The sequence below is a fragment of the Roseomonas sp. TF40 genome, assembly GCF_057219975.1.
Genome location: NZ_JBXVVR010000001.1, coordinates 1,103,673 through 1,121,813, shown reverse-complemented (window position 1 = coordinate 1,121,813; position 18,141 = coordinate 1,103,673). Strand labels below are relative to the sequence as shown.

At 70.7% G+C, this 18,141-nt stretch carries 19 protein-coding genes and 1 other RNA gene; 13 read left to right on the top strand and 7 right to left on the bottom strand.

Annotation, left to right across the window (positions count from 1 at the left end):
• The first annotated feature begins 52 nt into the window (after positions 1 to 52).
• Complete coding sequence (locus AC2D9U_RS04825; RefSeq protein WP_484746948.1) at positions 53 to 718, top strand: DNA-3-methyladenine glycosylase family protein; 666 nt, start codon at positions 53 to 55, stop codon at positions 716 to 718.
• 2 nt (positions 719 to 720) lie between these two features.
• Here AC2D9U_RS04825 and AC2D9U_RS04820 read toward each other — a convergent pair whose 3' ends face one another.
• Complete coding sequence (locus tag AC2D9U_RS04820; protein ID WP_484746946.1) at positions 721 to 2,532, bottom strand: calcium-binding protein; 1,812 nt, start codon at positions 2,530 to 2,532, stop codon at positions 721 to 723.
• Between the two features lie 173 nt (positions 2,533 to 2,705).
• Between AC2D9U_RS04820 and AC2D9U_RS04815 the strand changes: the two genes are divergently transcribed.
• On the top strand, positions 2,706 to 3,866 hold the full coding sequence (locus AC2D9U_RS04815) for an aminotransferase (RefSeq protein WP_484746945.1): 1,161 nt from the start codon (positions 2,706 to 2,708) through the stop codon (positions 3,864 to 3,866).
• A gap of 58 nt (positions 3,867 to 3,924) precedes the next feature.
• Here AC2D9U_RS04815 and AC2D9U_RS04810 read toward each other — a convergent pair whose 3' ends face one another.
• Complete coding sequence (locus AC2D9U_RS04810) at positions 3,925 to 4,845, bottom strand: class I fructose-bisphosphate aldolase (RefSeq protein WP_484746943.1); 921 nt, start codon at positions 4,843 to 4,845, stop codon at positions 3,925 to 3,927.
• A 55-nt stretch (positions 4,846 to 4,900) separates the two neighbouring features.
• Positions 4,901 to 5,347, bottom strand: coding sequence for a hypothetical protein (locus tag AC2D9U_RS04805; RefSeq protein ID WP_484746941.1), 447 nt, complete (start codon positions 5,345 to 5,347; stop codon positions 4,901 to 4,903).
• 80 nt (positions 5,348 to 5,427) lie between these two features.
• Between AC2D9U_RS04805 and AC2D9U_RS04800 the strand changes: the two genes are divergently transcribed.
• The 5 genes from AC2D9U_RS04800 to AC2D9U_RS04780 all read left to right on the top strand — a co-directional run bounded on the left by AC2D9U_RS04800 (position 5,428) and on the right by AC2D9U_RS04780 (position 7,789).
• Positions 5,428 to 5,667 (top strand): hypothetical protein, encoded by a 240-nt coding sequence (locus AC2D9U_RS04800; RefSeq protein WP_484746939.1) that lies wholly within the window; start codon positions 5,428 to 5,430, stop codon positions 5,665 to 5,667.
• Between the two features lie 2 nt (positions 5,668 to 5,669).
• Entirely contained in the window at positions 5,670 to 5,999 is a 330-nt protein-coding gene (gene zapA / locus AC2D9U_RS04795) for a cell division protein ZapA (RefSeq protein ID WP_484746937.1), read from the top strand.
• A gap of 9 nt (positions 6,000 to 6,008) precedes the next feature.
• A non-coding RNA gene (ssrS, locus tag AC2D9U_RS04790) (6S RNA) lies at positions 6,009 to 6,165 on the top strand.
• A gap of 239 nt (positions 6,166 to 6,404) precedes the next feature.
• Entirely contained in the window at positions 6,405 to 6,971 is a 567-nt protein-coding gene (locus AC2D9U_RS04785) for a 5-formyltetrahydrofolate cyclo-ligase (RefSeq protein ID WP_484746936.1), read from the top strand.
• Positions 6,968 to 7,789: a TIGR00282 family metallophosphoesterase gene (locus tag AC2D9U_RS04780; RefSeq protein ID WP_484746935.1), complete on the top strand. Its 822-nt coding sequence runs from the start codon at positions 6,968 to 6,970 to the stop codon at positions 7,787 to 7,789. The genes AC2D9U_RS04785 and AC2D9U_RS04780 overlap by 4 nt, the downstream gene beginning before the upstream one ends.
• 9 nt (positions 7,790 to 7,798) lie before the next feature.
• On the opposite strand, the gene AC2D9U_RS04775 is transcribed toward AC2D9U_RS04780, so the two are convergent.
• From AC2D9U_RS04775 to AC2D9U_RS04765, 3 genes are all read right to left on the bottom strand, one after another.
• Entirely contained in the window at positions 7,799 to 8,284 is a 486-nt protein-coding gene (locus tag AC2D9U_RS04775) for a hypothetical protein (protein ID WP_484746933.1), read from the bottom strand.
• Positions 8,285 to 8,321: 37 nt separating this feature from the next.
• Positions 8,322 to 9,755 carry a pyruvate kinase gene (gene pyk, locus AC2D9U_RS04770; RefSeq protein WP_484747330.1) on the bottom strand — a complete coding sequence of 478 codons (1,434 nt, stop codon included), beginning with the start codon at positions 9,753 to 9,755 and terminating at the stop codon, positions 8,322 to 8,324.
• A 291-nt stretch (positions 9,756 to 10,046) separates the two neighbouring features.
• Complete coding sequence (locus tag AC2D9U_RS04765) at positions 10,047 to 11,345, bottom strand: glycerate kinase type-2 family protein (protein ID WP_484746931.1); 1,299 nt, start codon at positions 11,343 to 11,345, stop codon at positions 10,047 to 10,049.
• Positions 11,346 to 11,399: 54 nt separating this feature from the next.
• On the opposite strand from AC2D9U_RS04765, the gene AC2D9U_RS04760 reads away from it, so the two are divergent.
• The 5 genes from AC2D9U_RS04760 (at position 11,400) to AC2D9U_RS04740 (ending at position 14,524) form a co-directional block, all read left to right on the top strand.
• Positions 11,400 to 12,479, top strand: coding sequence for a tartrate dehydrogenase (locus AC2D9U_RS04760; RefSeq protein WP_484746930.1), 1,080 nt, complete (start codon positions 11,400 to 11,402; stop codon positions 12,477 to 12,479).
• Between the two features lie 38 nt (positions 12,480 to 12,517).
• Positions 12,518 to 12,823, top strand: a complete 306-nt coding sequence (locus AC2D9U_RS04755) for a DUF1244 domain-containing protein (protein WP_484746929.1) — start codon at positions 12,518 to 12,520, stop codon at positions 12,821 to 12,823.
• Positions 12,824 to 12,892: 69 nt separating this feature from the next.
• Entirely contained in the window at positions 12,893 to 13,186 is a 294-nt protein-coding gene (locus AC2D9U_RS04750; protein ID WP_484746927.1) for a DUF2312 domain-containing protein, read from the top strand.
• Positions 13,155 to 13,835 carry a flavin reductase family protein gene (locus AC2D9U_RS04745; protein WP_484746925.1) on the top strand — a complete coding sequence of 227 codons (681 nt, stop codon included), beginning with the start codon at positions 13,155 to 13,157 and terminating at the stop codon, positions 13,833 to 13,835. Before AC2D9U_RS04750 ends, AC2D9U_RS04745 begins: the two co-directional genes overlap by 32 nt.
• Positions 13,832 to 14,524, top strand: a complete 693-nt coding sequence (locus AC2D9U_RS04740; protein WP_484746924.1) for an SDR family oxidoreductase — start codon at positions 13,832 to 13,834, stop codon at positions 14,522 to 14,524. Before AC2D9U_RS04745 ends, AC2D9U_RS04740 begins: the two co-directional genes overlap by 4 nt.
• Before the next feature lie 9 nt (positions 14,525 to 14,533).
• Here AC2D9U_RS04740 and AC2D9U_RS04735 read toward each other — a convergent pair whose 3' ends face one another.
• Complete coding sequence (locus AC2D9U_RS04735; protein WP_484746922.1) at positions 14,534 to 16,249, bottom strand: AMP-dependent synthetase/ligase; 1,716 nt, start codon at positions 16,247 to 16,249, stop codon at positions 14,534 to 14,536.
• A 93-nt stretch (positions 16,250 to 16,342) separates the two neighbouring features.
• Between AC2D9U_RS04735 and AC2D9U_RS04730 the strand changes: the two genes are divergently transcribed.
• Complete coding sequence (locus tag AC2D9U_RS04730) at positions 16,343 to 18,139, top strand: M3 family oligoendopeptidase (RefSeq protein ID WP_484746921.1); 1,797 nt, start codon at positions 16,343 to 16,345, stop codon at positions 18,137 to 18,139.
• Positions 18,140 to 18,141: the final 2 nt, after the last annotated feature.

Here is an 18,141-nt window from a genome sequence, read left to right as displayed (position 1 = left end):
GCGAGACCCCCCCCACTGCACCATCCGGGTGGTCTGCTGTAGGGCGGCGGGGATGGACACTTCTCCCCCATCCCCGCCGTCTTTTCCCGCCCCCCCCGATTGGGCGCATCGCGGCCTGGCCGAGTTGGCGGCGCGCGATGGCGACCTCGCGCGGATCCTGCCCCTGGCCGGGCCCTTGCCCTGGCGCACGCGCGCGCCGGGTTTTCCGGGCCTGTTGCGCACCATCTGCGGCCAGCAGATCTCCAACGCCGCCGCCGGGGCGATCTGGGGGCGGCTCTCCGCCATTCCGGGCGCGCTCGATCCGGTCGGGCTTCTCGCCCTGGACGATGCGACGCTGTGCGGCGTGGCGGGCCTCTCGCGGCCCAAGGCGGCGCATGCGCGCGCGCTCGCCACGGCCATCCAGGACGGCACGCTGCGGCTCGGGGCGCTGGCCGGGATGGACGATGCCGAGGCCATCGCGCATCTGAGCGCCGTGCGCGGCCTGGGCCCCTGGACGGCGGCGGTGCATCTGCTCTTCGCCGAGCAGCGCGCGGATGTCTTCCCGGCCGGCGACGTGGCGCTGGCCGCGGCACTCGCGCATCTGCGCGGGTGGGAGGTGCGGCCGAAGACGAAAGAGCTGGTGGATCTCGCCCAGGCATGGGCGCCCTGGCGCAGCCTCGCCGCGCGGCTGCTGTGGCACTATTGGCGCCACGTCACCGGTCGGCTCGCTTTCGAGTAGCCTCAGGCGATGATGACGAAATCGCCGGCGGTGACGTTGGCGGGTAGGTTCTCCAGCACCGCGATCTGCACGGGGAAGGAGGGGTCGCTGCCGTTGGAATCGTACCAGATGATCCCGGTTGCCGGGTCGTAGATGATGCGGTGGCTCGTCAGCGTGGCCCCGCCGCCGACCGCGTTCAGGAAGGCACCCGCCTGGAGCGCGCCCGCGACGCCGAGTTCGGGGAAGGCAGCCAGGGAGATGCGGATCGTGTCGTCCACCGGGTTGAAGTCGGTGATCGTGTCGCGGTTCACCAAGCTGAGCGGACCGAAGGACCAGAAGGCCGGCCTGTCGAAGATGAACTGATCCTGCCCGGCGCCGCCGGTCAGCACGTCATTGTCCTCGCCGCCGGTCAGCCGGTCATTGCCCTCGCCGCCCTCGAGCGAATCCTCGCCCCTCTCGCCGAAGAGCTGATCGTTGCCGCCACCGCCCAGCAGCGTATCGCCATCACTGCCGCCATAGAGCGTGTCGAGCCCGCCCTCGCCGCGCAGCATGTCGGCGCCATCGCGCCCGTTCAGCCGGTTGGCGCCGGCATTGCCCACCAGCGTGTTCGCCGTGTTGGAGCCGGTGAAGTTGAGCGCCGTGAGCGCGGCCGCGTCGGAGGTGACCAGGAACTCCACCTCCGACCCCGCCATGAGCTGGTAGCTGACGGAAGCGACCACCGTATCGGCGCCCTGGCCGGCCCTTTCGACCACCCGGTCGCCCGCACTGTCCACGAGCATCAGGTCGTCGCCCTGGCCGCCGCGCAGCGTGTCCGGCCCGGCGCGGCCATCGAGCAGGTCGTTGCCCGCCCCGCCGCGCAGTTCATTGCCGGCGGCGCTGCCGCGCAGGGTATCGGCAAAGGAAGTGCCCTGCGCGCCCTCGAAGTTCAGCAGGGCGTCCTCGGCGGCGTCACCCAGGTTGAGCGAGCTGTTCTGCAGATCGACCAGCAGCGGCTCCAGCAATTCGGTGAAACCGACGATGTCGAAGCCGTCACCGCCATCGAGCAGGTCCGCACCGTGACCGCCGATGATCAGGTCGTCGCCGCCGCCACCGCGGATCTCGTCATCGTCCTCGCCACCGATCAGCGTCTCGGCGCCGGCCCCGCCCAGGATCGTATCCGCGTCCATGCCGCCCGAGACCATGTCGGTCACGATACCAAGGCGTCCGTCATAGAGATCATTGCCGCTGCCCAGCAGCACAGCGCCCAGCAGGCGGCCGCTGTTCGTGACGGTGTCGCCTTGACCGCCACCTTCCACCGCCGCGTATCCAGCGCGTGCCGAGATGGTGCCGGTGTTGTTCACCTGGATCGCCGAGTTGAAGCCCCGCACCCCGACCCACTCGCCGCTGATCACCCCGGTATTGACGAGGGAAACCTGACCATTGGCCATGATCCCATTGGCGCCGAAGATGCTGCCCGAGTTGACGATGGTGATCCAGGCGACTGTGTTGACTACGTTGATCCCGACCTCGGCACCGAAGATGGTCCCGCCATTGTTGATTTTGGCGCCCGCGTCGCGGCCGATGAGCACGCCGTCGCCGGTGCTGGAGATGAAGCCCTCATTCTGCAGTGTTCCGAAGCCGGCGGTGTAGCGCACCGCGGCCTGGCCGACGCCCTCCACCAGCGAGACGATCGAGCCGTAATTGATGATCGAGGTTCCGAGGGTGCCGATACCGGAAGAGACGACCGTATCGCCGGTGAAGCGCAGGTCCCCGGTCGAGGACACGTAGAGGTATTGCGACGTGCCATCGAGGAGCACGCTGTCCAGTTCGGTGGTCGTGACGATTCTGCTCGGCATTGTGGCGATCTCCCACCGGCTCGGTGCGAGGGCCTCAGGCTTGGCCAATCCCTGGCCCGCACCATCTGATGCGGTGGGAGGTTCGTTCAGGACAGAAAAGAGCGCAAGCCGCGGCGTCTCGGGTGTCAGGCTACCCCTGGGCGCGGCACGAAAGGCGGGCAAGACTGTCCGCCATGATCCTCTCCCCCCGCCTGCGCGCCACCGCCGCCCCGCCCATCCCCGCCGCCCGCGCCTGGGCCGCCCGCTATGAGGGACGCGCCGGCCCGGCGCTCGATTTGACGCAGGCCGTGCCGGGCTATCCGCCGCCGCCCGAATTGCTGGCGCGTCTCGGTGCCGCGGCCGGCAGCGCGGCCTTCGCGGGTTATGGGCCGATCGCGGGCGATGATGCGCTGCGCGAAGCCCTCGCCGCCGATGTCGCCGCGCGCTACGGCGCGCCCATCGCGCCTGCCGAGGTCGCGATCACCGCCGGGTGCAACCTCGCCTTTGCCATGGTCATGGCCGCGCTGGCGGCGGAAGGGGAGGCGGTGCTGCTGCCCACCCCCTACTACTTCAACCACCACATGACCCTCACCCTGCAGGGCGCGCTTCCCATCCCGCTCCCGACCCGGCCCGAGGATGGCTTCGTGCCCGATCCGGCCCTGGTCGAGGCGCTGCTGGTGGAACACCGCGCGCGCGCCGTGGTGCTGGTCTCGCCCAACAACCCGACCGGCGCGGTCTATCCGCCCGCTGTCATCGCGGCCGTGGCGGCGATCTGCCGCAGGCACGGCGCTGCGCTTGTGCTGGATGAGACCTATCGCGATTTCCTCGCCGATCCCGCGCCGCCGCACCTGCTGTTCCAGGACCCCGAGTGGCGCGACGTGCTGGTGCATCTCTACAGCTTCTCGAAGGCCTATTGCGTGCCGGGCCATCGGCTCGGCGCCGTCATCGCCGGGCCGGCCTTCCAGGCCGAGCTCGCCAAGGCGCTCGACACGCTGCAGATCTGCCCCGCCCGCCCGGCGCAGGCCGTGATCGCCTGGGCCATCCCGGCCCTGGCCGAGTGGCGGGAGGGAAACCGCGCGATGATGGCCACGCGCGCCGGCTTCTTCCGCCAGCAGGTGAGCCAGCTTCCGGGCTGGCGGCTGGACGCCATGGGCACCTATTTCGCCTATCTCCGCCTGCCCGAAGGCGCGCCGGAGGCGATGCGCGCGGCGGAAATCCTTGCCGCCGAGCAGGGGCTGATGACGCTCCCCGGCCCCTTCTTCGGCCCCGGCCAGGAACGCCATCTGCGTCTCGCCTTCGCCAATGCGGGGGAGGCGGTGCTGGCGCAGGTGCCGGCCCGCCTCGCCGCCCTGTAACGCAAAAGGCCCGGGACGTTCCCGCCCCGGGCCTATTGCCGCTACCTCAGGCGAGGTCTCAGACCGGCGTCTTGTAGACGTCGATGATGTCGGAGAGCAGCTTCAGCGCCTCGGCGCGCGTGCGCTGGAAGGCGTTGCGGCCGACGATCGAGCCATTGCCGCCGCCGGCATGGATGGCCTTCACCTCGGCGAGCAGCGCATCGGCACCCTTCGCCTCGCCGCCCGAGAACACCACCAGGCGCCGGCCGGCGAAGCAGGCCTGCACGATATGCGCGATGCGCTTCGCGGCATCCGCCACCTCGACCGGGTGGGACTGGTAGGTCTTCTTGGCGGCGTCGAGGAAGATCGCGTCGGAGGGCGGCTTCACCTTGATGATGTGCGCCCCGGTCAGGGCCGCGATGTGCGCGGCATAGGCGGCGATGTCGAGCGCCGTCTCGCCCACCTTGTCCAGCATCGGCCCGCGCGGGTAGCTCCAGGTCACGACGGCGAGGCCGACCGACTTCGCTTCCTGCGACAGTTCGCGCAGCTCTTCCATCATCTCGAACTGGTATTCGCTGCCGGGGTAGATGGTGAAGCCGATGGCCGAGCAGCCCAGCCGCAGCGCATCCGCCACCGTCGCCGTCACCGCCTGGTCCTTGGTGGTGGACAGCGAGTTGGAGCTGTTGACCTTCAGGATGGTCGGGATGCAGCCGGCATAGGTGGCGGCCGCGGCCTCCATCGGGCCGAGCGGCGCGGCATAGGCGTTCAGCCCCGCCTCGATGGCGAGGTCGAAATGATAGCGCGGGTCATAGGCGGCGGGGTTGGGCGCGAAGCTGCGCGCGGGGCCGTGCTCGAAGCCCTGGTCGACGGGCAGGATCACCATGCGGCCCGTGCCGCCGAGCTTGCCGGTCATCAGGATGCGGGCGAGGTTGCCCTTCGTGCCGGGGTTGTCGCTCTCATACCAGGACAGGATTTCCTGGACCTTCGGCGTCAGGCGCATGGGTCGTTCCTCATCAAGGGGATGGCGCGGCGTGTAGCGCAGGTGCGCTGGCCTGTCATGGGGTGCCTTTGGGGGTGCCGTTGTCGGTGTCGAGCCAGCGCGCCAGAATCGCGCGCCCCGCCGGCCGCCGCAGGTCGAGCCCGCGCAGGTCCAGCGCCTCGGGCCGCTCCGGCAGCACCGTGGCGTCAAGCTCGGCCGCGATGGCCGCCACGCGCGCGAAGCCCGGGCAATCGCCGCGCAGCACGATCAGCCGGCACCCGGCGCGCAGCGCGGCCAGCGCATCGCCCGCCGCCGCCGCGCAGCACAGCGCATCGACCACCGCCCGGCCCGCGGCGGCCTCCGCGATCATCGCGCGCCAGAGAAGGGGGCCGAGCGTGCCCGCCGCCCCCTCCGCCGAGAGCAGCAGGGCCGGCCCCGCCGCCAGCGCCGCGCGCGCCTGGTCCGCATCCAGCACGAGCACGGCGCGGCCCGCGCGCAACCGTTGACCCTTTGCGTCGCCCATGCAAAGCGTTGCAGCATGACAGGGTGCGCTGCGGCAAGCAGCGGCAAGGCTTACAGGCAGAACGGGGGCTTCGGCGGGCAGTGTCCGGGACGCGCGGGGAATATTCGGGGTCTGACCCCACGGGGCGCGCGCTGGCGCTGCTCGAGGCGGCGGTGGAGCGGCTGGCCGAGGCGGCCGCGCGGCCGCGCCCGGCGCCCGAGCCCATCATCATCGAGGCCGGCACCGCCGACATGGTGCCCCGCGCCGCGGTGGCCGCCATCGCGGACCGTCTGGACGAAACCATCGCGCGGTTGCGCGCCGCCCTGGGCGAGGAGAATTAGCGATGGGCCAGGTCACCGTCCGCATCGGCGGCTACAGCCACCCCGTTTCCTGCGAGGACGGGCAGGAGGCGCATCTCGTCTCCCTCGCCGCCGAGGTCGACAAGCGCGTCTCCTCCATCAAGGCGATGGGCGGTCAGTTCGGCGAGAGCCGGCTGCTGCTGCTGGGTGCGCTGCTGCTGGCCGATGAGGTGCATGACCTCAAGGTCGCGCTCGCCCAGGCCCGGGCCGGGCAGGCCGTGGCCACGCCGGTCGCCGATCCCAGGCTCGCCGAGCGGCTGGCCCGCATCGCCGATCGCATCGAGGGCATTGCCCAGACCCTCGACCGTCCCTAGGTTGGTGGGGCGGGGCTGCCAGGTTGGTGAGGCAACTTAACCCCCGGGGCCAATGAGCATCCTCCGGGGGCTGGCGCTGTCCGGACCGTGGTCCGGGTATCCGGCACCCACCTGCACCAGCAGGTCTCAGGAGGGTTATCACGCCCACGGCCATGGCGGCTCCGTGCTTCTTTCTTTGCCCTCAAGCGGCGGGCGCGGCCATCCGGCCGCTTGCCTTGCGCGCCGACGCGCTGGTGCGCCGGTGATCAGGGTGCGCTGTGCGCGGGGCCGAGATGCCTCGGCCCTCAGACGCCGGGCGGCCGCATCCGCGGCCTTGGCTTCGCGCCGACGCGCTGGTGTGCGGGTGGGCAGCGCCCTCTGCGCGCGGGGCCGCCTTCCCGGCCCGGAGAAGAAGAGGGGGTGCCCGTGACCCTCGCTGAACGCAAGCTGACGGCGCGGCGGTCGGCGCGGATGCGGCGGGCGGGGCAGGATCCGGCGCTCGGCGCCGCGCTTGCTGACCATGTGCTGCGCGACTGGCCGATCGCGCCCGGGGCCGTGGTGGCGGGGTTCTGGCCGATGGGGCCGGAGATCGACATCCGCCCGCTGCTCCACGCCCTGCACGATCGCGGCCATCCCATCGCCCTGCCGATCACGCCCCCGCGCGGCAACCCGCTCACCTTCCATCGCTGGACCCCCGCGACGCCGCTGCAGCCCGGCCCGATGGGCACCGCCCAGCCCGCCCCGCAGGCCGAACGCCTCACGCCCGACCTCTTCCTAATCCCGCTGCTGGCCTTCGATGCGGCCGGGCGGCGGCTGGGCTATGGCGGGGGCTATTACGACCGCACCCTGCCGCTCTACCCCCAGGCCCAGCGCCTCGGCTGCGCCTATGCCTGCCAGGCGCTTGACGAAGTGCCCGCCGGGGAGGAGGACGCGCGCCTGCACGCCATCGCCACCGAAGGCGGCATTCTCTTCTGCGGAGCCGCCACCTCTTGAGACTCCTGTTCCTCGGCGATCTCGTCGGTCGCTCAGGCCGCGATGCGGCCGGCGCGGCCATTCCCGAGCTGCGCAAGGCGCTCGACCTCGACCTCGTCGTGGTGAATGCCGAGAATGCCAGCCACGGCTTCGGCCTTGCGCCCGAGATGGCGCGGGCGCTGTTCCTCGCCGGCGCCGATGTCATCACGTTGGGCAACCACGCCTGGGACCGGCGCGAGATCATTCCCTATATCGAGGGCGAGCCGCGCCTGATCCGCCCGCTGAACTACCCGCCCGGCACGCCAGGCCATGGCAGCGTTGTCGCCGTGCTGCGCGACGGGCGGCGGGCCCTGGTGATCCAGGCCATGGGGCGGCTGTTCATGGATCCGCTGGATGATCCCTTCCGCGGCGTCCAGGCCGCCCTGATCGGCCATCGCATGGGCGCCGAGGGCACGGTGCAGGCCATCATCGTCGATTTCCACGCCGAGGCCTCCTCCGAGAAGCTCGCCTTGGCGCACAGCTTCGATGGCAAGGTCTCGCTCGTCATCGGCACGCATACCCACACGCCCAGCGCCGACCACCAGATCCTGGAGGGCGGCACCGCCTACATGACCGATGCCGGCATGTGCGGCGACTATGACAGCGTCATCGGCATGCAGAAGGGCGCGGCTGCGTTGCGCTTCTGGAAGAAGGTGCCGGGCGAGAAGCTCGCCCCGGCCGAGGGCGCGGCCACGGTCTGCGGCCTCTTCGTCGAGACCGACGACACCACGGGTCTCGCACGGCGGGTGGAGCCGCTGCGCCTGGGCGGGCGGCTCAGCCAGGCGATGCCGCGCGCCTGACGCGCGGGCTCAGCGCGGCGGCGCGGCCGGGGTTTCGGCGGCGGGTGCGGGCCCGGGGGCAGGCGTGGCGGCTGGCGCGGGGGCCGGGGCGGCCGCCGGGGCAGCGGGTGCGGCTTGCGTCGCGGTGGCCGGCGCGCCGCGCAGCGTCAGGCGCTCCCGCCCGATGGCCGGGGCGCCGATGATGGTCCACTCGCCTTCCATGCTGCCATCGGGGTTGAGCTGGTAGATGCCGATGCCCGGCCGCTGCGCCAGCCCATAGGCGACCGAGATGGTGCGGCCGGAGGCGAAGCCCACGCCCTCGATCACGTCGCTGCCGATCCGCCAGATGATGGCGAAGGAGGCCAGCCCCGACTGGCGGATCTGCGCCAGCCCCGTATAGGGCGTGCCGTCCAGGTTCACCCCGGTCACGTCATAGATCCCGGATTGCTGCGCGCGCGCCGGCGCGGCGAGGCCGAGGGCGAGCAGCAGGACGGCGATCAGGCGGCGCATCGGCATGGATCTTCTCCCGGTCACGCGGGCCTCCATGCCGCCTTCACTTCACGATGGCAACCCGCAGCGCGTTGGTGGTGCCCGGCGTGCCGAAGGGGACGCCGGCCGTGACCACCACCTCGTCGCCCGCCTTGGCGAAACCTTCCTGGCTGGCGGCGCGGATCGCCTTTGCGACCATGTCCGTCATGGAGTGCGGCTCGACCGAAAGGATCGGGTGCACCCCCCAGACCGCCGCCATGCGCCGCGCCGTCTGCAGCGAGGAGGTCAGGCCCAGGATCGGGCTGCCCGGTCGCTCCCGCGCCACGCGCAGCGTGGTCGAGCCGGTGGAGGTGAAGGTGGCGATGGCCTCGGCCTCGATCGTGCCGGCCACCTGGCGCGCGGCGGCGGCGATCGCACCCGCCGAGTTGCGCTCGGGGGCGGGGCGCTCGGCATCGGTGAGCGTCCGCCAGCCGGGGTCCTGCTCCACGCGGGCGATGATGCGGTCCATGATGTTCACCGCCTCGAAGGGGTATTGCCCGGCCGCCGTCTCGGCCGAGAGCATCACCGCATCGGCGCCGTCGAACACGGCGGTCGCGACATCCGACGCTTCGGCGCGGGTGGGGGCGGGGGCGCTGATCATGCTCTCGAGCATCTGGGTGGCCACGACCACCGGCTTGCCGAGCGTGCGCGCGGCGCGGACGATGCGCTTCTGGATCAGCGGCACCTCCTCGGGCGGGCATTCCACGCCGAGATCGCCGCGCGCCACCATGACGCAATCGGCGAGGTCCAGGATCGCATCCAGGTTCTCCACCGCCTGGGGCTTTTCCATCTTCACCATGATCCAGGCGCGCCCCGCGGCGATCGCCTTGGCCTCGGCCACATCCTCGGGCCGCTGGACGAAGCTGAGCCCGATGTATTCGACCCCCTGTTCCAGCACGAAGTCGAGGTCCTTGCGGTCCTTCTCGGTCAGGGCCGGGATGGGCAGCACCACATCGGGCACGTTCACCCCCTTGCGGTCGCTGAGCGGGCCGCCGACGACCACCTCCGTCTCCAGATGGTCGGCGCGCTGCTTGGTCACGCGCAGGCGCAGCTTGCCGTCATCGAGCAGCAGCGTGGTGCCGATATGCGCGGCGGCGATGATCTCGGGGTGCGGCAGTTGCACGCGGCGCACATCGCCGGGCGTGGGGCTGAGGTCGAGCCGGAAGCTCTGCCCCGTCTGCAGCGAGATGCGCCCCGCCTGGAACTTGCCTACGCGCAGCTTCGGGCCCTGGACATCGGCGAGGATGCCGATGGGCCGGTCCACCTTCTTCTCCAGCGCGCGGATGATGGCGATGCGCGCGGCGTGGTCCTCGTGGCTGCCATGCGAGAAATTCAGCCGGAACACGTCGGCGCCGGCGCGGAACAGCCGCTCGATCACCTCGGCCGTGGAAGAGGCCGGGCCAAGCGTCGCCACGATCTTGGTACGGCGGCGGCGGCGCAGCGGGATTCGATTGGCCATGCGGGGGGCGTTTCCTTCGCGCGGGGCGGGCGGGCTGGGGTCGGGCAGGCTGGCGGCGTCGGGGCGCACCACGGTGGGCGGCACGCCGAGCGCGCGCGCGACCTCGCCGACCCGGTCGTCGGGGACACGCTTCCATTGGCTGACGGCGGCGGTGGAGATGCCCAGCGCGGTGGCGATCCGGGTGACGGCACCACGCTGGAGGAGAAGGGCTTCGAGGGCAGGGTCGCGCATGGCGCTTACCTTAGCGACTTTAAGTTTATCGCCAAGTGAAGAGTTTTTCGCTTACTTTTGCTAAGTAATCAGGATCGCCCGCAGGTCGTTCACATTGGTCAGCGTCGGCCCCGTCACCACCAGGTCGCCCAGCGCGGCAAACAGGCTGTAGCTGTCATGCCGGGCGAGCACCGCGCGCGGGTCCATCCCCGCCACGCGGGCCCGGGCCAGGGTGTCGGGCGTGGCGATGGCACCCGCATTGTCCTCCGAGCCATCGATGCCGTCCGTGTCGCCCATCAGCGCCCAGATCCCCGGCGCCCCGGCCAGGGCCACCGCGCAGCCGAGCAAGGATTCGCTGTTCCGCCCGCCGCGACCATGGCCCTCGGCGCCGATGGTCACCGTCGTCTCCCCGCCCGAGAGCAGCACGCAGGGCGCGGGCAAAGGCTGGCCATGGGTGCGGGCGGAGAGCGCGATGCCGGCCAGCGCCTGGCCCAGGCCGCGCGCCTCGCCCTCCAGCGCGTCGCCCAGGATCAGCGGCGTGAGGCCCAGCCCCCGCGCCGCCTCGGCCGCCGCCTGCAGCGCCATCATGGGCGTGGCGATGTAGCGGTAGTCGATCACGCCCAGGCGCGGATCGCCGGGCTTGGGCGTCTCCTCTGCCGCTGCCGCCAGATGCGCCGTGACCGCCGCCGGCAGGACCATGCGGTAATGCGCCACCAGCGCGCGGGCGTCCGCGAAGCTGGTCGGGTCCGGCACGGTGGGGCCGGAGGCGATGGCGGTGGGGTCGTCGCCCGGCACGTCGGAGATGGCGAGGGTCACCACCCGCGCCGGATGCGCCGCGAGCGCCAGCCGCCCGCCCGAAAAGGCCGAGAGATGGCGGCGGATGCAGTTCATCTCGTTGATGGTGGCGCCGGAGGCCAGCAGCGCCCGGTTCACCGCCATCAGATCCTCCAGCGTCAGGCCGGGGGCGGGCAGGGTGGTCAGCGCCGAGCCCCCGCCCGAGACCAGGAACAGCACGAGGTCCTCGGCCGTCAGCCCCGCAACCGTCTCCAGGATGCGCTGCGCGGCGGCCGCGCCGGCGGCGTCGGGCACGGGGTGGCTCGCCTCCAGCACCGCGATGCGGCGCGTCGGGTAGCCATGGGCGTAGCGCGTGACGACGAGGCCGGAGAGCGGCACCTCCGGCCAGGCCTCTTCGAGCGCCGCGGCCATCACGGCGGCGGACTTCCCCGCACCCACCACCACCACCCGGCCCTGGCGCGGCGGTTCGGGCAGATGCCGGGCCAGCACCACGCGCGGATCGGCGCTGGCGATGGCGGCGTCGAAGATGTGGCGCAGCGCGGCACGCGCGCGCTCATCGGTCCAGGGGATCGAGGTCTGGGGCATGGCGCATGATGCCGCGCGCGGCTATCACCCGCCAGCCTTGCTCAGGAGACCGCCATGCGCACCCACAGGATCGCCGCCATCCCCGCCGATGGCATCGGGCAGGAAGTCATCCCCGCCGGGCTGGAGGTGCTGCGCGCCCTGGCCGCGCGCTGCGGCGACTTCACCCTGGCGGTCGAGGACTTCCCCTGGGGCAGCGACTACTACCGCGCGACCGGGCGGATGATGCCCGAGGATGGGCTGGAGACGCTCAAGCGCTTCGACGCCATCTTCTTCGGCGCCGTGGGCGACAAGGAATTGCCCGACGACATCACGCTCTGGGGCCTGCGGCTCAAGATCTGCCAGGGCTTCGACCAATACGCGAATATCCGCCCCACCCGCGTCCTGCCCGGCCTGACCAGCCCGCTGCGCGCCGTCGAGCCCGGCGACATCGACTGGGTGATCGTGCGCGAGAACAGCGAGGGCGAATATGCCGGCCATGGCGGGCGCGCCCATCGCGGCCATCCGGAGGAAGTCGCGACCGAGACCGCGATCTTCACCCGCGCCGGCGTCACCCGCATCATGCGCACCGCCTTCGCCATCGCCGCTGCGCGCCCGCGCAAGCTGCTGACGGTGGTGACGAAATCCAACGCCCAGAAGCACGGCATGGTGTTCTGGGACGAGATCGCCGCCGAGGTTTCTCGAGAATTCCCCAGCGTTGCCTGGGAAAAGGAGCTTGTCGATGCGATGGCCGCGCGCATGGTGCGCAAGCCCGGCAGCATCGACACCGTGGTCGCCACCAACCTCCACGCCGACATCCTGAGCGACCTGGCCGGCGCGGTGGCGGGCAGCCTCGGCGTGGCGCCGACGGCCAATCTCGACCCGTCGCGCAAGTTTCCCTCGATGTTCGAGCCGATCCATGGCTCGGCCTTCGACATTGCCGGCAAGGGCATCGCCAACCCCGTCGCCACCTTCTGGACGGCCGTGATGATGCTGGAGCATCTGGGCGAGGGCGCGGCCGCGCGGCTGCTGATGGATGCGGTGGAGCGCGTCTGCGCCGCGGGGATCCGCACCGCCGATGTCGGCGGCACCGCGACGACCGCCGAGGTGACCGCTGCCGTCTGCCGCGCCATCGCCGGCGACAATCTGGCGCCCTGACCCTCGCCCCCCCATCTGAGCCCCGAAGGAGAGCCCCCATGCCCGAGATCGACGCCCAGACCCGCCTGGAACTGGAAGCCGCCGCCTTCCGCACCCTGGTCGAGCATTTGCGCACCCGCAGCGACGTGCAGAACATCGACCTGATGAATCTGGCCGGCTTCTGCCGCAACTGCCTCAGCAAATGGTACCGCGCCGAGGCGGGGGCCAAGGGCATCGAGATGACCGACCCCGAGGCGCGGGAGATCATCTACGGCATGCCCTACAAGGAATGGCAGGCGCTGCACCAGAAGGAAGCGACGGCCGAGCAGAAGGCGAAGTTCGCCGCCGCCAATCCGGGGCACTAGCCACCGGCCCTTTGCGGGGATCGTCTGGGCTAGTATAGGGCGCGGCTCTTTGCCGGACCGGAGTACCCCATGAGCGACATCGACGCCGCGGCCAGCCGCCAGCGCCAGAAGGACGACCCCGAGAGCGAGGTCGGCGGCATCGCGGCCGACCGGCTGCGCTCGATCATCGAGCGCGTCGAGCGGCTGGAGGAAGAGCGCAAGGCGCTCGCCGGCGACATCAAGGACATCTTCGCCGAGGCGAAGTCGGCCGGCTTCGATGTGAAGGTGATCCGCCAGATCATCTCCATCCGCAAGAAGGAGCCCGCCGAGGTCGAGGAGCAGGAAACCCTTCTTGACCTTTACCGTCGCGCGCTGGGTATGTGACGGCGTGTTCTACGATCCGAAGCACGGCAAGGCCGGCCACGGCCTTCGCTATGATCCGCTCAAGGCCATCGTCGCCCCGCGCCCGATCGGCTGGATGTCCACGCTGGACAAGCAGGGGCGGCCGAACCTCGCCCCCTACAGCTTCTTCAACCTCGTGCAGGGCTCGCCGCCGATCCTGGTGTTCGGCTCCGAGGGGCTGAAGCACAGCGCGGCGAATGCCGTGGCCACGGGCGAATTCGTGTTCAACCTGGTCACGCGCCCGCTCTTCGATGCGATGAACGCCTCCTCCGCCGCGCTGGCGGAAGGGGAGAACGAGTTCCTCGCCGCCGGCCTCACCATGGCGCCCTGCAACGTCGTCAAGGCGCCGCGCGTGGCGGAGAGCCCGGCGAGCATGGAATGCAAGGTGCTGCAGTGGATGGAGCTGCGCGACCTCGACGGCAAGCCGACCGACGGCTTCATGGTGATGGGCCAGGTCGTGGGCATCCATATCGATGAGCGCTACATCGTGAATGGCCGCTTCGATGCCGTCGCCGCGCAATCCATCGCGCGCTGCGGCTATCGCGACTACGCGCAGGTGACCGAGATGTTCGAGGCCCTCCGCCCGAACGACCGCGGCGCCTTCACCCCCGAGACGAGCGACCGGGTATGAAGGTCGCCATCATCACGGCCGCCGGCCGTGGCATCGGCGCCGCCGTCGCGCAGCGCCTCGCCGCCGATGGCTATGCGCTCGGCCTCATGTCGCCCTCCGGCAATGCCGAGAAGCTGGCAGCGAGCCTGCCGGCTGCCTTCGGCGTCACCGGTTCGGTCACCGAGCCTGCTGATCTGGAGCGCCTCGTCGCCGGCACGGTGGCGCGGTTCGGGCGGCTGGACGCGCTGGTGAACAATGCCGGCCACCCGCCCAAGGCGCCGCTCTTCGACCTGACCGATTCGCAATGGCAGGCCGGGTTCGAGATGGTGCTGCTGAGCGTGGTGCGCGCCACGCGCCTCGCGCTGCCGCATCTGAAGGCGAGCCAGGGCGCGATCGTCAGCCTCTCGAGCTATGCGGCGCTGGAGCCGGAATCGGATTTCCCGATGACGACATTGCGCGGCGCGCTCGGCGCCTGGACCAAGCTCGCCGCCGATACCCTGGCGCCGGAGGGCGTGCGCGTGAACGCCGTGCTGCCCGGCTTCGTGGACAGCCTGCCGGAGAAGGAGGCCCGCCGCGCGCGCATCCCCGCCGGGCGCTACGCGCAGGCCCGCGAGATCGCCGGCGCGGTCGCCTTCCTGCTTTCGCCGGATGCCAGTTACGTCACCGGGCAGAGCCTGCGCGTTGATGGCGGGCTGACCAAGCACGTCTGACCCGGGCGCTCAGCGAGGGCCGTATAGGCCCTCCAGCACCTCAGCATGCGCCTGTACCACCACGCGGCGCTTGACCTTCATCGTCTGGGTCAATTGCCCGTTCTCCGGCGTGAAGGCGGGCACGGTGGCGTGGCGGCGGATGCGCTCGATCGTGGCGAGCCTGCCATTCACCCGCGCCACGGCCGCGCCCACACGCTCGGCCATGCCCTCGGCCGGGACGATGAGGGCCACGATGCCGGGTTGGCCCTCGCCCGCCACCACGGCCTGGGCGATCTCGGGCTCGGCGGTGAGCAGCGCCTCGATCTTGGAGGGGCTGACCATGTCCCCGCCCAGCGTCTTGATGAAGTCGCGCTTGCGGTCGGTGATGCGGATGTAGCCGTCCTCGATCACCGCCACGTCGCCGGTGTGCAGCCAGCCATCGATCAGCGCGCGGGCGGTGCTCTCCGGGTCGTTCCAATAGCCATCCATCACCAGCGGGCCGCGCACGCACAGCTCGCCATCCTCGGCGAGGCGCATCTCCACCCCGGGCAGCGGCTCGCCGACCGTGTGGCGGCGGTTGGCCCAGGGCTTGTTCACGCTGACCACCGGCCCGGCCTCGGTCTGGCCATAGCCCTGGATCACCGGCAGGCCGAAGGCGAGGAAGAAGCCCGAAAGATCCGGGTCCAGCCGCGCGCCGCCCGAGACCAGCGCCTGCAAGCGCCCGCCGAAGCGGGCGCGGATCTTCTCGCCCACCAGCTTGTCCAGAACCAGCCATTGCAGCCGGTCGAGCAGGCCGAAATCGGGATCATCCAGCCGCTTCAGCCCGAGGGCGAGGGCGCGGCGGAACAGCTTCTCCTTGAAGCCGCCCTCCTTCTCCACGCCGGCCTCGATCCGCCCACGCAGCAATTCGAACAGGCGCGGCACGGCGGTGATGACGGCGGGCTGGATCTCCTGGAACTCGGCGGCGAGGCGATCCGCGCCGCGCGAATACACCACCTCGAGGCCCAGCGAGGGCAGCAGGAAGCCGCCCACCGTGTGCTCATAGCTGTGCGAGAGCGGCAGGAAGGAGAGATAGGATTTGCCGTCCAGTTCGAGCCGTGTCGCGATGCGCGCCACCCCTTCCCGGTTCGCGAGCATGGCGCGGTGCGGCAGCATCACGCCCTTGGGCGCGCCGCCGGTGCCCGAGGTATAGACCAGGCAGGCGAGGCGCCCTTCGGGAATGTGCTCAACCTCCGCCGCCAGCGCGTCGAGCGAGGCGGGCGTGGCCTCCAGCGCCGACCAGGCGCATTGCCGGGGCGCGCCTTCGACCGGCGTGTCCTCCATCAGGACCAGCAGGTCGAGACCCTGGGCGAGGGCGGCGCCCTCCAGCACCCGCCGGGCGAAGGCGGCGGTCGAGACAATGGCGGCTCTCGCGCCTGAATCCCGCAGGATATGCGCGTGGTCCGTCGCGGCATTGGTGGTGTAGGTCGGCACGGTCACGGCGCCGATGGCCATCACCGCGGTATCGGCAATGACGAATTCGGGCCGGTTCTCGCTGACCAGCAGCACGCGGTCCCCAGGCCCGATGCCGGCCTGGCGCAGCCCCTCGGCCACGGCGGCAACGCGGCTGCCGAACTCGCCCCAACTGACCTGACGCCAGCCGCCACCCTGCCAGAAGCGGGACATGGGCCGCGCGGGACGTGCCCGGGCGATCTCCAGCATCATCTGCGGCAGGCTGGTCCAGCCTGTCCGAGCCCCGTCCTTCATGCGCTCAACGTCCCTTCCCGACGCACCCCGCCTTGGCCTGGGGCGTTGCCGGGCTATATCCAGTGATGAACGAGGCTGGATGCAAGAGACACCGTGACGATTCCCGACAATTCCGCCGAAGCTCTGCCCGAGGCCCTGCCCGCTTGGGACCTCTCCGACCTCTATGCCGGGCCCGAGGATCCGCGGCTCGCGGCCGATCTCGACAAGGCCGAGGCCGATTCGCGCGCCTTCAATGCCAGCCATGCCGGCAAGCTGGCCGGGCTGAGCGGGGACCAGCTCGCCGCCGCCATCGCCACCTATGAGGCGATCGAGGAAGTGCTCGGCCGCGCGATGTCCTTCGCGCAGCTGGTCTTTTCGGGCGACGCGCAATCCTCGGCCAATGGCCGCTTCTACCAGACGGTGCAGGAGCGTGTGACGGCGATCAGCAGCCACCTGCTGTTCCTGACGCTGGAGATCAACCGGCTGGAAGAAGCCGCCCTCGAGCAGAAATACGCGGGCTCCGCCGCGCTCACCCGCTGGAAGCCCTGGCTGCGCGATTTGCGCGTCTTCCGCGACCACCAGCTCTCCGATGAGCTCGAGAAGCTGCTGCATGAGAAGGAGGTCACGGGCCGCTCCGCCTGGAACCGCCTGTTCGACGAGACCACGGCGAATATGCGCGTGACCGTGGCGGGCGAGGAGCTGACCGTCTCGGGGGCGCTGAACAAGCTCTCCGACCGCGACCGCGATGTGCGCGCGGCGGCCGCGAAGGGCGTCTCCGCGGCCTTCGGCGACAATATCCGCCTGTTCTCGCTGATCACGAACACGCTGGCGAAGGACAAGGAGATCATCGACGGCTGGCGCCGCTACCCGCGCCCGACCTCTTCGCGCAACCGCGCGAACATGGTGGAGGATGAGGTGGTGGACGCGCTGGTCAGCGCCGTGCGCTCCAGCTTCCCGCGCCTGTCGCATCGCTACTACGCGATGAAGGCGAAGTGGCTCGGCCTGCCGAAGCTGATGCATTGGGACCGCAACGCGCCGCTGCCCAATGACGAGGACAGCACCATCCCCTGGGCCGATGCCGTCAGCCGCGTGCGCGCCGCCTATGGCGCCTTCAGCCCGGAGCTGGAGCGCATCGCCGCCCCCTTCTTCGAGAAGCCCTGGATCGACGCGGCGCTGCGCCCGGGCAAGGCAAGTGGCGCCTTCGCGCACCCGACTGTGCCCTCGGCGCATCCCTATCTGCTGCTGAACTACCACGGCAAGGCGCGCGACGTGATGACGCTCGCGCATGAGCTCGGCCATGGCGTGCACCAGATCCTGGCGGCGCAGCAGGGCTACCTGATGTCCTCCACGCCGCTGACGCTGGCCGAGACGGCGAGCGTGTTCGGCGAGATGCTGACCTTCCGCGCCGTGCTGGATGCCGAGACGGATGCGAAGAAGCGCCGCATGCTGCTCGCCGGCAAGGTCGAGGACATGCTGAACACGGTGGTCCGCCAGATCGCCTTCTACCGCTTCGAGACCCTTCTGCACGACGAACGCCGCAAGGGCGAGGTGGCGCATGAGCGCATCGGTGAGCTCTGGATGCAGGTGCAGACCGAGAGCCTCGGCCCGGCCTTCGACTTTACGCCGGACTACAGCGTCTACTGGGCCTACATCCCGCACTTCGTGCACTCGCCCTTCTACGTCTACGCCTATGCCTTCGGCGATTGCCTGGTGAACGCGCTCTACGGCGTGTTCCGCGAGGGCCATCCCCGCTTCCAGGAGAAGTACCTGGAGATGCTGAAGGCGGGCGGGACGAAGCGGCACAAGGAATTGCTGGCGCCCTTCGGCCTCGATGCCTCGCATCCGGCCTTCTGGATGAAGGGGCTCGATGTCATCTCCGGCTTCATCGATGAACTAGAGAAGGCGGAATAGCG